This is a genomic window from Variovorax sp. V116 (assembly GCF_041154435.1).
GTDB classification, from domain to species: Bacteria; Pseudomonadota; Gammaproteobacteria; order Burkholderiales; family Burkholderiaceae_C; genus Variovorax; species Variovorax paradoxus.
The window spans coordinates 2,433,727-2,448,012 of sequence record NZ_AP028661.1 but is presented as its reverse complement, the minus strand read 5'-3'; the positions used below and the strand labels follow the sequence as shown (position 1 = coordinate 2,448,012).

The following is a 14,286-nucleotide window of genomic DNA, read 5'->3' as shown; positions in this document are numbered from 1 at the left end:
TTGGCCAATCGGCTCCGCACCTCGGTGCTGCGAGCTTCGAGGAAGCAACGCGACGGAAAACCTGGGTCCCGTACGCGTTGCGCGCAGGACCCATGCTGTCCGTCTCCACTAGTCACAACGAACGAATGGAGAAGCAAAGCATGATCGGCAACACCCCCCTGATACTCGCCATCGTCTGCGGCCTCGTGGCCGTCGGCTACGGTTTCTGGGCCCGAAGTTGGATTCTCGCCAAGGACCCGGGCAACGCGCGGATGCAGGAAATCGCGGCCGCCATCCAGGCCGGCGCATCGGCCTACCTCGCCAAGCAGTACACCACCATCGCGGTGGTCGGCGTGGTCCTGGCCATTCTCATCGGCATCTTCCTGGACGCGACCACGGCCATCGGCTTCGTGGTGGGCGCGGTGCTTTCGGGCGCCTGCGGGTTCATCGGCATGAACGTGTCGGTGCGCGCCAACGTGCGCACCGCGCAGGCGGCCACGCAAGGCATCGGCCCGGCGCTGGACGTCGCATTCCGCGGCGGCGCCATCACGGGCATGCTGGTGGTGGGGCTGGGCCTCCTGGGCGTCTCGGTCTTCTACTGGTTCCTGGCGGGCAACGGCAACCTCACGCCGGACCGCAGCCTCTCGGCCATCCTCAATCCGCTGATCGGCTTTGCCTTCGGCTCCTCGCTGATCTCGATCTTCGCGCGGCTGGGCGGCGGCATCTTCACCAAGGGCGCCGACGTGGGCGCCGACCTGGTGGGCAAGGTCGAGGCCGGTATTCCGGAAGACGACCCGCGCAACCCGGCGGTGATTGCCGACAACGTGGGCGACAACGTCGGCGACTGCGCCGGCATGGCGGCCGACCTGTTCGAGACCTATGCCGTCACGCTGATCGCCACCATGGTGCTGGGCGCGCTGATGGTCACGGCGGCGCCGCTCAATGCGGTGCTCTATCCGCTGGCACTGGGCGGCGTGTCGATCATCGCGTCGATCATCGGCTGCTTCTTCGTCAAGGCCTCGCCGGGCATGACCAACGTGATGCCGGCGCTCTACAAGGGGCTGGCGGTGGCGGGCCTCCTGTCGCTGATCGCGTTCTGGTTCGTCACGAGCTGGCTCATCCCCGACAACGCCATTGCCCCGAGCGGCAGCCAGCTCAAGCTGTTCGGCGCCTGCTTCGTGGGCCTGGCGCTCACGGCCGCGCTGGTGTGGATCACCGAGTACTACACCGGCACGCAGTACAAGCCGGTGCAGCACATCGCGCAGGCTTCCACCACGGGCCACGGCACCAACATCATCGCGGGCCTGGGCGTCTCGATGCGTTCGACGGCATGGCCGGTGATCTGCGTCTGCGTGGCCATCATGGCCTCATATGCGCTCGCCGGGCTGTTCGGCATTGCGGTGGCCGCCACGGCCATGCTGAGCATGGCGGGCATCGTGGTGGCGCTCGACGCCTACGGTCCCATCACCGACAACGCCGGCGGCATCGCCGAGATGAGCGAGCTGCCCGACAGCGTGCGCGCCGTGACCGACCCGCTCGATGCCGTGGGCAACACCACCAAGGCCGTGACCAAGGGCTACGCGATCGGCTCGGCCGGCCTCGCCTCGCTGGTGCTCTTTGCCGACTACACCCACAAGCTGGAGAGCTTCGGGCTGAACATCAGCTTCAACCTGAGCGACCCGATGGTGATCGTCGGCCTGTTCATCGGCGGGCTGATTCCCTACCTGTTCGGCGCCATGGCCATGGAGGCCGTGGGCCGGGCGGCCGGCGCGGTGGTCGAGGAGGTGCGCCGGCAGTTCCGCGAGATCCCCGGCATCATGGAAGGCACCGGCAAGCCCGAGTACGGCAAGGCCGTGGGCATGCTGACCGGCGCGGCCATCAAGGAAATGATGATCCCCTCGCTGCTGCCGGTGGTGGTGCCGATCCTGGTCGGGCTGGTGCTCGGGCCCAAGGCGCTGGGCGGCCTGCTGATGGGCACCATCGTGACCGGCCTGTTCGTCGCCATCTCGATGTGCACGGGCGGCGGCGCATGGGACAACGCCAAGAAGTACATCGAGGACGGCCACCACGGCGGCAAGGGCTCCGAGGCGCACAAGGCGGCCGTCACCGGCGACACCGTGGGCGACCCCTACAAGGACACGGCCGGCCCGGCGGTGAATCCGCTGATCAAGATCATCAACATCGTGGCGCTGCTGATCGTGCCGCTGGTGGTCAAGTTCCATGCCGGCGATGCGGCCGCGGCCGTGCCGCACAAGGTCGAGATGCCTCCGGCAGCGACCGCGCCGGCCGCCGCTGCCCAGCCCTCCGCGCCCGCAGCGCCGGTGGCGGCAGTGGCCTCCGGCACCGTGGCAGCCGCCGACGCCGCGGCCGTGAAGGTCGAGAACGGCGTGGTGAAGTTCTACTTCGAGAGCGGCAAGGCCGAGGTCGCGCCCAATGCCAAGGAAGCACTGGCCGATGTCATCAAGGCCGTGCAGAGCGGCAGCGTGCTGCTCGTGAGCGGCTACCACGATGCAAGCGGCGATCCGGCCAAGAACGCCGAGCTCGCCAAGCAGCGCGCCGTGGCCGTGGGCGATGCGCTCAAGGCCGCCGGCGCCCCCGCGGACAAGATCGAGCTTGCCAAGCCCGAGCAGACCCAGGCGGACGGGCCCGCGAGCGAAGCCCGCCGCGTCGAAGTGAAGGTCAAGGCCTGATGCCCATCACGGAAAGACTCGAGGCCTTCATTGCCGCCGTGGAAAGCGGTGCGCACGCCCAGGCCATCGAGGACTATTACACCGAGGACGCGACCATGCGCGAGAACCAGGCCGAGCCCCGGCGCGGCCGCAGCGCGCTGGTTGCGCGCGAGCAGGCGACGCTGGACCGCACCGCCTCGGTGGTTTCGACCTGCGTGCGCCCGGTGTTCGTGAACGGCGACCACGTGGTGATCCGCTGGGTCTTCGATTTCCGCTTCAAGGACGGCAAGGCCATGCGCATGGAAGAACTCGCCTGGCAGCGCTGGGAGGGCGAGCGCATCGCCCAGGAAGAGTTCTTCTACGATCCGGCGCAGGCCAGGCCCACCTGACGCTCTTTGCTAGCTGGTACTACCTGGCGCTCTCCGCCGCCACCGCGCGCACCAGGCGCGTGGCCGGCGGCACCAGCTGGCCGAGCTCACCCACCCGGTCCTGTTCGATGGCCTGCAGCACCAGTTCGTTGATGCCGCCCACCACGGTCATCGCCATTTCGCTCGTCAGGTGCGCCGCGGGGCCGTTGTTGATGGCCGCCTGGATGAAGCCGGCGATTTCGCCGTTCACCCGGCGCCGCGCCGCCAGCCCCGGCATGCCCAGGCCGAGGATCTCGACGAACAGTGTGCGCAGCAGCGCCGGATCCTGCGCAAGGTAGTCGAAATACGCGGTGATCGCCCGCTCCACCTGCGCATGCCAGGGCTGGGCCGGATCGAAGGCTTCGCTCACCGCGCGCAGCGCCAGCTTGCTGGCTGCCTCGTACAGCGCGATCAGGCACTCCGACTTGGTCGTGAAATGCTCGTAGAAGGTGCGGCGCGACACGGCGGCCTCGCGCACGATGTCGGCAATGGTGGTGTCCGCGTAGCCCTTGGCGGCCACGGCGCGCGCCATGCCTTCCAGCAGCCGGGCGTAGTGCTCGTGGGCCGGCTCTGCGGAGGCGGCCTCAAGGGCTGGTTTTTCAGTCGCGATGCTCATGGAAAAGACATTGTCCTCCGCATTGGTACTTGACGGTACCAGCCGTGGCGCGCACCATTCCAGGAAATTGGTACGAATGTGTACCGCATCGCATTTTCCAAGGAACATCCGCCATGGCCGACCTTGTCGTGCGCCGCCTTCTGATCGACCTGCAAACGCCGTTCGGCCGCAACTGGTGCGGCGGCAACGCATTCTCCACCGCCTTTTTCAATGCGCTGTCGATGAGCTTTCCGTTCGGCGAGCAGTTCTTCATCGATGCCGTGCGCGACGCCGCGGCCACGCTGCCGGCGCAAGCACAGGAAGCGCTTCGCGCCGACGTGCGCGGCTTCATCGGCCAGGAGGCTACGCACCGGCGCATTCATTCGCTTTTCAACACCCACCTGCAGGACCAGGGCCTGGTGGACGGTTGGACTCCCCGCGCCGCCAGGCGCATGCAGTTGCTGGAGGGCGCCGATCCGCGCCATGCGCTGGCAGCCACCGCAGCCACGGAGCACTTCACCGCCATGTTCGCCGAATGGCTGCTCGCCCACCCCCAGGTGCTCGACGGCGCCGAGCCGCGGCTGCGCACCATGTGGCTCTGGCACAGCGCCGAAGAGCTGGAGCACAAGGCCGTGGCGTTCGACATCTACCAGGCTGCGCAAGGGTCCGACGCCTGGCGCAGGCGCTGGTTCCGGCGCGTGACGCTGATGTTCCTGGGCGACCTCATGCGCCAGACCGCCGACAACCTGCGCCGCGAAGGCCAGCTGTGGAAATGGGCGACCTGGAAGAGCGCCGCGCGCATCCTGCTTGGCAAAGGCGGCCTGCTCAGAGGCAACCGGCAGGCCTGGCGCAGCTACTTTCGCGCCGATTTCCATCCGGCGCAGCAGGACAGCAGCCTGTCGGCACGCTGGCTCGAGAACAACCGCGCACACTACACGGCGGTAGGCGCGGCGGCCGAGGCTCTTCAGTAGAAACTGGCCCTGTGGCTGGGGGGAGTGGCGGCGGCCCGCTGTTCGGGGCGCATTGCCAGGTCGTGCAGGGTGTCGAAGTCCGAAGGGGCATCCGGAATGCGCATCACGGTTTCCTGCTCGGTCAGCGAGGCCACCCAGAGGCCCGCGGCCGAGTCGGCGGGCTCGTCGTTGGCAAAGGTGCCGTCGCGGATGTAGAGGGTTTCGCCGTCGGGGCGTTCGGCGTGCAATTCGATCAGGCGCGAAATCGAAAAGTTGTAGGTCACCAGCTTTTCACGCGTCAGGCGGTCCTTGCCGCCGCAATTGAACGAGCCTTCCGCAGCAATGACGATGCAGGAGCCCTCCACGCCCTCGTCGACATGGCTTCCGGTGCGCCAGACGGCGTTCGGAAGGCGCGCGCGCACCTTGTCGATCACCAGGTCGCGCTGCTTGTTGAGGCTGCCCAGCGGCGGAACCAGCGAGCGCAATTGGCGCAGGCGCTCCGCAAAGATGTTGTCCATGAGGAATTCCACATGGTGCGTCGCACTGCCGGAGGAACGCTTGACCACCTGCATGACCACGTGGCGCGACTTGTTCATTGCAGATTCCTTCCGCAAATCGCCCGGCGCTGGGCGTTATTGCACATACACAAAATCATTTGCCGTCGACTACAAATTAGAACTTTTGACTAACGCAATAAATGCATCAATTGTGTCTAACTGTATATCTATTGCAGGCGATTTGGAAAGAAAATCTGCAATTCTCACGCTCGGGCATGTCGCCAAGGCGTCGCGCCGCCATGCTAGGCCCGCGAGTCCGGCTTATTCGAGCGATTCGTCGAGCGCCTTGCACGAGGGCGCGCAAACGGTCTGGGACTTGCCCAGCACCTGGCGGGTGCGCAATTGCGACCGTACGCGGTGCTTTCCGCACATGAAGCAGGACATGGTCGCCCCGCTGAACGACGCCGAAGCGCGGAACGGCGAGCCCGGTGCCTTCGATTTGTAACGCAGGCCATCGGCCACAACGGCGGTCTTGACCTCAGCTTTGGCCATCGGCTTTGTCCTTTTTCGGTTCGGTGTTGCGCATGGCGCGTGCAATGGCTTCTCTCGCGCTGACTTCGGCCGCAAGCGCCGTGTCGAGCGCCGAGCGGCAGAGGCCGGCATGTTGGTAATTGAGGTTTTCGTAGACCTCGGCGGCGGCAGGATAGGCGTCCAGCAGACGCCCCAGGTCGGCGCCCGGCTCAACGTCGTTGAATTCGTGCACCAGGTGTTCTACCACCGAGCGGTACTGCTCGGCGCCTACGGGGACGGCGCTGTGCTCAAGCCGCTCCAGCAGTTGAGCCAGCACGTGGGTCACTGCCAGATCGGTCTTGGAAGACGGATTATGGGTCGTGTTCATGGATTGCATCTGGGGGCAGCATACGCTTATGCAAGTGGCTGCTACGGCGTGGGGGTTGCCCCCTGCGCGGCCTGCATGCGCCGCAGCAGGCTGTGCAGCATCTCCGTCGACAGCCCGTGAATGACCAGCCGGTGCCCGGCCCGCAGGGTCGAAAGCGGCACCAGCGGATGCTTGTTGTTCACCAGGATGAGGTGCTCGGGGGCGCCCAGCAAGGTGGCCGCGTAGATGCCGATGGTTTCGTCCAGCTGCAGCGAATTGGCGGCGCGCCAGAAGTCGTTGTCGGTCAGCATCAGCTGGTACAGCGGCGTGAAAAGCTCGATGGCGCTCTGCAGGTCGAGAAAGTTGAGCCTGCCGCGCGGCATGTCCGAAAGCCGCAGGCCCGGGTCCCTGATCATCGAAAAATCGACCTCGGGCGCCTTGGCCAGCACCAGCCCCTTGTCGCGCAGCGCCTGGTTCAGCCGGATCACGAAGTTGAAGAGATTCAGGTCGTGCTTCAGGAAGGTCTCGTCCTTGAGCGCATCGATGTCGGCCGGCTCCAGCGGCGAGGTGCCCACGGGTACCGGCGAATTGCGGCCGATGAAGCCCAGCACCTGCGAGCCGAGGTGGAAATGCCGCAGGATCAGCCAGTTCGCTTCCGGCGAGACGAAGCGTTTCAGTCCCCAGGCCAGCAGCCGGTGCAGCAGCTTCGAGTGCGACCAGTTGCGCGGCACGAACACCTTCACCACCTGGATCAGGATGATCGTGAGCCGCGCCACTGGCCGCAGGAACGGCAGCAGGTACTGGCGCGAGCCCGAACTCGAATCGGCCAGCCACGCTGCCTTGACCTCGTCGGGCAGCGGCGTGCTCTGGTCCAGGTAGAGCGCAAGCCAGGGACTGGGATCGCGCTCGTCGTGTTCCTGCGCAAGAAAGTCAGGCGTTCGGCTCATGGGGCATCCGCTGTGTAATGTGCTGAAACTGCATCAGGTACAGCGCGGCCGTGTGGCGCGCGGTATCGATGATCTGGCGGGCCGCCCGGCCCCGGCCTTCGGCGCCCTCGCCGCCTTCCACGGCCATCACCATCTCCACCGCGGCGAGCCAGCGGTTCAGGTGGTTCTCGTCGTTGTGGCCGTGGTATTCGAGAAAGCGGAAGGCGTCGGGCAGCAGCTTCAGGCCGGCCTTGATCAGCGGCAGCAGCGCGGGAACGATGCGCTGGCCCGTGCCCTCGATGATGTAGATGGCGCCCAGCAGGCCGATCGGGTTGCGCGTGGCGGCCAGGCCGTGCAGGTAGGCATTGAGCGCCTCTCCGCCAGGGTTGCGGCGCAGATCGTCGATCCGCTCGACGGTGCCGCCGGCCTTGCGGTAGTCGCTGAAGAGAATGTTGAAGTCGTCCTGCTCCTCGCCCGCGTGCACGTCGATCAGCGCGGCCAGCGCCTGGTACGGGCCGGTCAGCGAAGCGGCGCCTTCGCGCATCCAGCGGCTGCCTTCGCGCACCTGCGGGATCCACTGCTCCATCCAGTTCAGGTAGTCGGGCAAGGCAAGGCGGCGCTCGCGGATCTGGCGGATCAGCGGCGTGCGCCAGGCGCGCGAGCGGTAGTCGTGCCAGATGCCGGCCAGTTCGGTCAGCAGCGCGCCGAGGCCTTCGGGCGCGGCGGCCGGGTCGTGCGGCGGAGCGATCGCGGCTTCGTCGTCCGGGGCCGCGTCGGCCGTGGTGCGCGGAACGGCCAGCGCCTGGGCGGGCGCCTCGGCGGCCTCGACCTCCAGCAGCATGTAGGCGGCCATGAAGCGTCCCGATTCCGGTACGTAGCAGAAGATCTGTTCGCCCGGCTTCAACGCCTTGGTGTGCAGGAACTCCGACAGCATGATCAGGATCGACGCGGCCCCCGTGTTGCCGCGCCAGGCCAGGTTGCTCCACCAGCGCTCGCGCGGAATGGCGAGGTCGGCCTTGGCCATCAGGTCCTCGACCACGGGAATGAATTTCTCCGACGAGTAGTGGCACAGGAAGTGGTCGATCCGCTTCGGATCGAGCCATCCGCCCTGCACCAGCGTTGCGTATTCATGGATGCCGATGTCGAACAGATGCGGCAGCAGGCGGATGTCCTGCCGCAGCGACAAGGCACCCGCCGCCTCCGCCTCGGCCCACGAGCCGAAGTCCAGATGGCCGCGCGCGCGGTCCTCGGTCAGGCCCAGCTGCATGCAGACCGGATAGTCCCCCGAGAACGCGCGCTGGTGCACCCACTTGAGCCGCAGCCGCAGCCCTGGATTGCCGGCCAGCGCGGGCGCGCCGTCCGACAGCAGCAGCGCGCCCGCGCCGTCGGAAAGCATCCAGCGCAGGAAGTGCGAATCGAAGTCGGTTTCGTAGCCGCGCGCCGCAAAGCGCGAGCGCTTGAAAAGCCGCGAGGGCATTTCGCTGGCCACCGCGAGCGCGCTGCGGTGTGCCCCCAGCTCGATGCCCTGCGCGGCCGACTGGATAGCCGACACGCCCGCAGCGCAGATGCCGTGCACCGACAGCGTCTCCATGGGCGGCGCCGCCAGTTCGCCCTGGATCATGTTGGCAAAGCCGGGCATCAGCGTGTCGCCGCCCGAAGAGCCGCTGGCCAGCAGCGACACGCGCGACAGCTCGGCGCCGCCGCGCTGCAGGCAGTCGCGGATCGCGCATGCCGCCAGCTGCGCATTGGTGTGGCGCGTCATGCCCTCCTCGTCGATCGCATAGTGCCGCGTGAGGATGCCGTTCTCGGCCAGGATGCGCCGCTTGATGCGCTCCGACATCCGGTTGAGCGGTGCGATGTAGGCATCCATGCGCTCGTTGGGAATGGGCTCGCCGGGCATGAAGTAGCCGGCGCTCTCGATATAGACGCGTTGGAATGGGACGGGCATGGTTCAGTGGGTTGGAGACTCGGGCGGCACGGGCACGGACGGCATCAGCGGGCGGCTGCGAAAACGCGGCCACAGCGCTCCGAGCACGAACACGCGAACCATGTAGGGCACCAGTCCCTGCTCGTTGAGCGCAGGATCGACCTGCGCGCGGTAGCGCGTGCGGTGCAGCTGCGTGAGCTCGGACCAGTGGACATGCGGGTTCTCGTGATGTGCGGTGTGCAGGCCGATGTTGAACAGCAAAGGGTTCACCAGCCCCTCGAAATTGCGCGCGTAGTTCAGGCGGGTACCCGCGGTATCGCGCCGCGCCTCCACATCCGGCACGGGCCGGCGTCCGTCGGCATGTGCGTGCTGCAGATAGTTGGTGGCCAGCAGCCAGTGCAGCCCGTGCAGCTGCGGCACGATCACCAGCAGAAGGGCCTTGCGCCAGTCGAGCAGCAGCAGCGCGCTCCAGCTGCCGAGCCACAGGGCGTACTGCGCCATGCAGTAGCGCCAGGGTCCCGGCCGGCGCCTGCGAAGCCGCGCGAGCCAGCCGAAGAACACCGGCACCAGCACCCACACGGCCTGGAACGGATGCAGCAGGTAGCCCCGCAGATGGTTGGTGTCGCCGCCGAAGCGGTAGGTGCGCGCCACGTCCCGCGGCCCGTGCCGGTGGCGATGGTGGTTGGCCACGTGCGCCGGCCAGAAGACGAAGGTTGGATGGCCCTGCAGCAGCGTGATCCAGAAGTCGGTGACCCGGTTCATGCGCCGCCCGCGCCACATGCGCAGATGCACATGGTTGTGGTGGATCACGCCCACGCCCAGCGTCAGGAACAGCATCGGCGCATAGAGCAGCACGGCAAAGCCGTGCATCCACTGCCATGCCGCCAGCGCCGGGAGCGCCGCCAGGTACGCCAGGCTCTGCCAGTCGCGCCCATGGCGAAGGCGCGCCGGCCGGCGCGGCGCCTCAGGCCGGCGTGCCATGCTGCGGTTGGCGTTGCTGCTTCTCGCGGAAGGCCAGGAACTGCGGCTCGGCCGCGTCGGCGGCAATGCGCGTGCCGAACAACCGGTCCATGAAAGTGAACTGGAAGCCGTAGTTGCCGCTGTGGCAGGCGTGGTGCAAATGGTGCCGGCGGCTTGCGGCAAACCAGTGGCTGTACGACGCCCGGGGAAAGAAGTCGTAGTTCGAATGCCCGATGCTGTTGAAGAACAGGCTGAACAGCGGCACCGACGCGAGCGACCAGAAGCTGAAGTCGTGCAGCAGCATCGGCAGCAGGATCACGTTGCCGAGCATGGCCGCCTCGATCGGATGGAAGCTGTACGTCGCCCATGGCGTGGTCACGACCGAGCGGTGGTGCGGCCCGTGAAAGCGCCGCAGCCAGCGCGTGTGCAGCAGCCGGTGGTTGAACCAGAAATGAACGTCGTTCCAGATCGCGAGCACCAGGATTTCGGCCGCGACCTGGCGCCAGCCCGCGTCGGCATCGAGCCGCGCCCAGCCCAGCTGGAGCAAGCCCCACGGAAACACCATGCCCAGCCCGAACACGAGCACCGACACGCCCGACTGCGCCAGTTCGCGGCGCAGCTGCCCCGGCTGCAGCGGCCGCGGGTCGAGCACGCGCCCGATGCCGAGCGCGGGCAGCACCCGCCGGGCCAGTAGCCAGTTGAGGACACCGAATCCCAGGTAGATGCCGCCGAAAAAGATCAGCCCCCAGCACATCACCTGGAGGGCCGACAACGAAATGAAGCTTTGCGCCATCCCCCGAGGCTACAGCAGCATTTCGGGAACCAGGGGTGCAATGATCAGGTTGTGGAGGCGCTGGAAGAAGCTCGATTCCGGCTCCGACGTGAGGATGACTTCCTTCTCGCCATCGGTGGTGAGCCACTGCAGCGTGCCGGTGTCCTTGGCAATGCGCAGCCGGTACGAATTCTGCAGCTTGCTGATGTTGATGACGCGCAGCATCTCGCGCGCCAGCTGCGGGCTGTCGACCACCACGCCCATCTCGGTGTTCTGGCTCGCCGAGCGCGGATCGAGGTTCATCGAGCCGATGAAGATGCGGGTCTTGTCGATGGCGGCGGTCTTGGAGTGCAGCCGCCCCAGCGATTTGCCGAACATGCCGAAGCGCTCGCCCGCGGTGGTGCGCTGCGGGCTCAGCTCGTACAGGTCGGCACCGCTCCTGAGCAGCCGCTCGCGGTAGCGCGCATAGCCGGTGTGCACCAGCGGCTCGTCGTTGGCGGCCAGCGAATTGGTCAAGAGCGTGAGCTTGACCTTGCGCCTGGCAAGGTCCTCGAAGGCCGCCATGCCGCGCTCGCCGGGCACCAGGTAGGGCGAGGTCAGGTCGACCTCGACCTTGGCGTCCATCAGCAGCGTCCAGACCTTCATGGTCACGCTGGTGGCAATGGCCTCGTCCTCGGTCATCGTTGCGGGCTTGGTGGGCGGATCGGCAATCGCGCGGGCCTCGCCCCACAGCAGGCCCATGCGGCCACCGTCGAGTTCTTCCGCGATCGGCCCGTAGCCCAGCACGTCGGACGGCGGCAGCACGATCTTCGGCGGCGGCGCGGCCATGCCGATCCAGGCGTCGAAGTCGGCGGCCGTGGGCGTGCGGCCGCCCTCCCCGCGCACGATGTCGGCAATGGGCCAGACCTGCTCGCTGTTCCAGTAGGCGTCGAAGATCGATTCGAGCTGCGGCAGCACCTTGCCCACCACCAGCGCGTCCATGTCGATGAAGTTCTGCGCCTCGCTCAGCACGAAATACTCGTCGGCGATGTTGCGCCCGCCCACCACCGCCATGACGCCGTCGGCGATGAAGAGCTTGTTGTGCATGCGGTGGTTGAGCCGCCCGATCTCGTGCGGCGAGGCCGCGAAGCGCGAGAGAAAACCGCCGCGTCCGCAGCAGAACGGATTGAACAGCCGCACCTGCACATTGGGCGTGGCCGAAAGCGCGAGCAGCGGCTGCTGGCTCTTGACTGTGTAGAGATCGTCCACCAGCAGCCGCACCTGCACCCCGCGCCCGGCCGCCTCGCGCAGCGCGCGCATCAGGAGGCGGCCGGTGGCGTCGTTCTCGAACTGGTAGTACTGGACCACCAGCGAGCGCTGGGCGCGCTCTGCAAGCTGCACGCGCGCGTCGAGCGAATACACGCCGAGCGGCATCAGCCGGAAGCCCGAATGCTCGCCCGGCGGCGTCGAGGCGGCTGCGATGCGTGCCAGGGTGGTGGACGGATCGGCCGCGGCGGCGTTCACCGCCGCCCGCTCGCGCGCCGGCGGCAGCGAGCCGCACGCCGCCAGCGCCGCAGCCATGGCGCCGGCAAGACAGATACGCAGAAGTGGGGTCCAGAGGTTCATGATGGCATCCTAGAATTCGTTTCACCCCTGCTCGGAGTTACACCATGGCAAGACCGATCCTCTCACGCATTGCCCTGATGTCGGTCGCCGCCGGGCTGGCACTGCCCGCCTGGGCTGCACTGGACATCGGCGATCCGGTGCCCAAGTTCACCGCCAACGCCGCGCTCGGCGGCAAGACCTTCCGCTATTCGCTGGCCGAGGCGCTGGCCAAGGGCCCGGTGGTGGTGTACTTCTTTCCGGCGGCCGACTCCAGCGATTGTTCGATCGAAGCGCATGCCTTCGCCGAAGCCGTCGACCAGTTCGCCGCGCTCGGCGCCACGGTCATCGGCGTGTCGGCCGACGACATCGACACCCTCTCCAAGTTCTCGGTCAAGTCGTGCCAGAGCCGCTTTCCCGTGGCTTCGGATGAATCCAAATCCGTGATCAACGGCTTCGACGCCCTGATGCAGACCCGGCCCGACTTCGCCAACCGACTGTCCTACGTGATCGCGCCGAACGGCAAGGTGGCCTATTACTACCAGAACCTGAATCCGGACAAGCACGTGGAGCGCATGCTCAACGCGGTCCGGGCGCTGCCGCGGCCGGGCGCAGGCGCACCCCGGTAGCGGGTGCAAAATCCCGTCCCATGCAACTCAACTTCATCGCCAACGCCGACGTCCCGTCATCCTCCGGCCGCACCCTGCAGGTGCTCGACCCCTCCGACGGCCAGCCTTTCGACGAAATCCAGCGCAGCAATGCCGCCGACATCGATTCCGCCGTGCGCGCGGCGCGCGACTGCTTCGAGGGCGTCTGGCACAAGGTGAGCGCGGCCGACCGCGGCCGCCTGCTCTACAAGCTCTCGCAGAAGGTTGCCGAGCACGTCGACGAGCTCGCGCTCATCGAGCAGCGCGATTGCGGCAAGCCGGTGAAGCAGGCCCGCGCCGACGCACTCGCGCTGGTGCGCTATTTCGAGTTCTATGCCGGCGCCTGCGACAAGCTGCACGGCGAGACCATTCCCTACCAGGACGGCTACAGCGTCTTCACCTGGCGCGAGCCGCACGGCGTCACCGGCCACATCATTCCGTGGAACTACCCGATGCAGATCTTCGGGCGCAGCGTGGGCGGCGCGCTGGCGGCCGGCAACGTGTGCGTGGTGAAGCCGGCCGAGGATGCCTGCCTTTCCCTCATTCGCGTGGCGCAGCTGGCGGCCGAGGTCGGCTTTCCGGCCGGCGCGCTCAACATCGTGACAGGCTACGGCCATGAAGTGGGCGACGCGCTCGCGCGGCACGAAGGCATCGACCACATCAGCTTCACCGGCAGCCCGAAGATCGGCACGCTGATCCAGCAGGTGGCGGCGGAGCGGCATTGCCCGGTCACGCTCGAACTCGGCGGCAAGAGCCCGCAGATCATCTTTGCCGACGCCGACCTCGACGCGGCCATTCCGGTGATCATCAACGCCATCGTGCAGAACGCCGGCCAGACCTGTTCGGCCGGCTCGCGCGTGCTGATCCAGCGCGGCATCTACGAGCCGCTGCTCGAGCGCCTCGGCCGTGCCTTCGAGGCCCTGCGCGTCGGCCCCGCGGCCATGGACCTGGACGTCGGCCCGCTGATCCGCCAGACACAGCAGCAGCGCGTGTGGGATTTCCTGAGCGACGCCCAGGTGGCGGGCATCCCGATGGTGGCCCACGGCATCGTGGTCGACGAGGCGCCCGAAACCGGCTTCTACCAGGCCCCCACCCTGCTGCGCGACGTGCCGGTGAACCACCGCCTCGCCCAGGAAGAGGTGTTCGGCCCGGTGCTCGCCGCGATGCAGTTCGCCGACGAGGACGAAGCGGTGGCGCTCGCCAACGCCACGCAGTTCGGCCTTGTGGCCGGCGTCTGGACGACCGACGGTGCGCGCCAGTTCCGCATGGCCAAGCGGGTTCGCAGCGGCCAGGTGTTCATCAACAACTACGGCGCCGGCGGCGGCGTGGAACTGCCGTTCGGCGGCGTCAAGTCGTCGGGCTACGGACGCGAAAAGGGCTTCGAAGCGCTCTACGGCTTCACCACGCTCAAGACGGTGGCCATCAAGCACGGCTGAGGCGCGCGCCGCGTGCAGGGCCGGGTTCCGGGCGGCGCTCGCCGAGGAGTAGCCCTTTTCGGA

The 14,286-nt window shown here is 67.3% G+C and carries 14 protein-coding genes; 5 read left to right on the top strand and 9 right to left on the bottom strand.

Going from position 1 to position 14,286, the window contains the following annotated elements; translation table 11 throughout:
- Positions 1-140 precede the first annotated feature (140 nt).
- Together ACAM58_RS11590 and ACAM58_RS11585 are read left to right on the top strand one after the other, a co-directional pair.
- The gene (locus tag ACAM58_RS11590) at positions 141-2,669 is read left to right on the top strand and encodes a sodium-translocating pyrophosphatase (RefSeq protein ID WP_012747467.1); all 2,529 of its coding nucleotides are present in this window, start codon (positions 141-143) and stop codon (positions 2,667-2,669) included.
- The gene (locus tag ACAM58_RS11585) at positions 2,669-3,037 is read left to right on the top strand and encodes a nuclear transport factor 2 family protein (protein ID WP_012747466.1); all 369 of its coding nucleotides are present in this window, start codon (positions 2,669-2,671) and stop codon (positions 3,035-3,037) included. The genes ACAM58_RS11590 and ACAM58_RS11585 overlap by 1 nt, the downstream gene beginning before the upstream one ends.
- Before the next feature lie 19 nt (positions 3,038-3,056).
- Here ACAM58_RS11585 and ACAM58_RS11580 read toward each other — a convergent pair whose 3' ends face one another.
- Entirely contained in the window at positions 3,057-3,671 is a 615-nt protein-coding gene (locus ACAM58_RS11580; protein WP_012747465.1) for a TetR/AcrR family transcriptional regulator, read from the bottom strand.
- 113 nt (positions 3,672-3,784) lie between these two features.
- On the opposite strand from ACAM58_RS11580, the gene ACAM58_RS11575 reads away from it, so the two are divergent.
- Positions 3,785-4,621, top strand: a complete 837-nt coding sequence (locus tag ACAM58_RS11575; protein WP_012747464.1) for a metal-dependent hydrolase — start codon at positions 3,785-3,787, stop codon at positions 4,619-4,621.
- Here the strand turns inward: ACAM58_RS11575 and ACAM58_RS11570 are convergent.
- The 8 genes from ACAM58_RS11570 to ACAM58_RS11535 form a co-directional block, all read right to left on the bottom strand.
- Complete coding sequence (locus tag ACAM58_RS11570) at positions 4,615-5,196, bottom strand: hypothetical protein (protein WP_012747463.1); 582 nt, start codon at positions 5,194-5,196, stop codon at positions 4,615-4,617. The genes ACAM58_RS11575 and ACAM58_RS11570 overlap by 7 nt on opposite strands.
- A gap of 222 nt (positions 5,197-5,418) precedes the next feature.
- Positions 5,419-5,649, bottom strand: a complete 231-nt coding sequence (locus tag ACAM58_RS11565) for a hypothetical protein (protein ID WP_012747462.1) — start codon at positions 5,647-5,649, stop codon at positions 5,419-5,421.
- The gene (locus ACAM58_RS11560; protein ID WP_012747461.1) at positions 5,636-6,004 is read right to left on the bottom strand and encodes a hypothetical protein; all 369 of its coding nucleotides are present in this window, start codon (positions 6,002-6,004) and stop codon (positions 5,636-5,638) included. The genes ACAM58_RS11565 and ACAM58_RS11560 overlap by 14 nt, the downstream gene beginning before the upstream one ends.
- A 32-nt stretch (positions 6,005-6,036) precedes the next feature.
- A complete protein-coding gene (locus ACAM58_RS11555) occupies positions 6,037-6,921 on the bottom strand; it encodes a hypothetical protein (RefSeq protein WP_012747460.1) in 885 nt (294 codons plus the stop codon).
- Positions 6,905-8,848, bottom strand: coding sequence for a beta-ketoacyl-ACP synthase III (locus tag ACAM58_RS11550; RefSeq protein ID WP_012747459.1), 1,944 nt, complete (start codon positions 8,846-8,848; stop codon positions 6,905-6,907). Before ACAM58_RS11550 ends, ACAM58_RS11555 begins: the two co-directional genes overlap by 17 nt.
- 3 nt (positions 8,849-8,851) lie before the next feature.
- Positions 8,852-9,808: a fatty acid desaturase gene (locus tag ACAM58_RS11545; RefSeq protein WP_012747458.1), complete on the bottom strand. Its 957-nt coding sequence runs from the start codon at positions 9,806-9,808 to the stop codon at positions 8,852-8,854.
- A complete protein-coding gene (locus ACAM58_RS11540; RefSeq protein ID WP_012747457.1) occupies positions 9,792-10,580 on the bottom strand; it encodes a sterol desaturase family protein in 789 nt (262 codons plus the stop codon). Before ACAM58_RS11540 ends, ACAM58_RS11545 begins: the two co-directional genes overlap by 17 nt.
- Before the next feature lie 9 nt (positions 10,581-10,589).
- Positions 10,590-12,164 carry a phospholipase D family protein gene (locus ACAM58_RS11535; RefSeq protein WP_012747456.1) on the bottom strand — a complete coding sequence of 525 codons (1,575 nt, stop codon included), beginning with the start codon at positions 12,162-12,164 and terminating at the stop codon, positions 10,590-10,592.
- A 44-nt stretch (positions 12,165-12,208) separates the two neighbouring features.
- Here ACAM58_RS11535 and ACAM58_RS11530 point away from each other — a divergent pair, with 44 nt between their 5' ends.
- Complete coding sequence (locus ACAM58_RS11530) at positions 12,209-12,769, top strand: peroxiredoxin (RefSeq protein ID WP_012747455.1); 561 nt, start codon at positions 12,209-12,211, stop codon at positions 12,767-12,769.
- Between the two features lie 20 nt (positions 12,770-12,789).
- The gene (locus tag ACAM58_RS11525) at positions 12,790-14,223 is read left to right on the top strand and encodes an aldehyde dehydrogenase family protein (protein WP_012747454.1); all 1,434 of its coding nucleotides are present in this window, start codon (positions 12,790-12,792) and stop codon (positions 14,221-14,223) included.
- Positions 14,224-14,286: the final 63 nt, after the last annotated feature.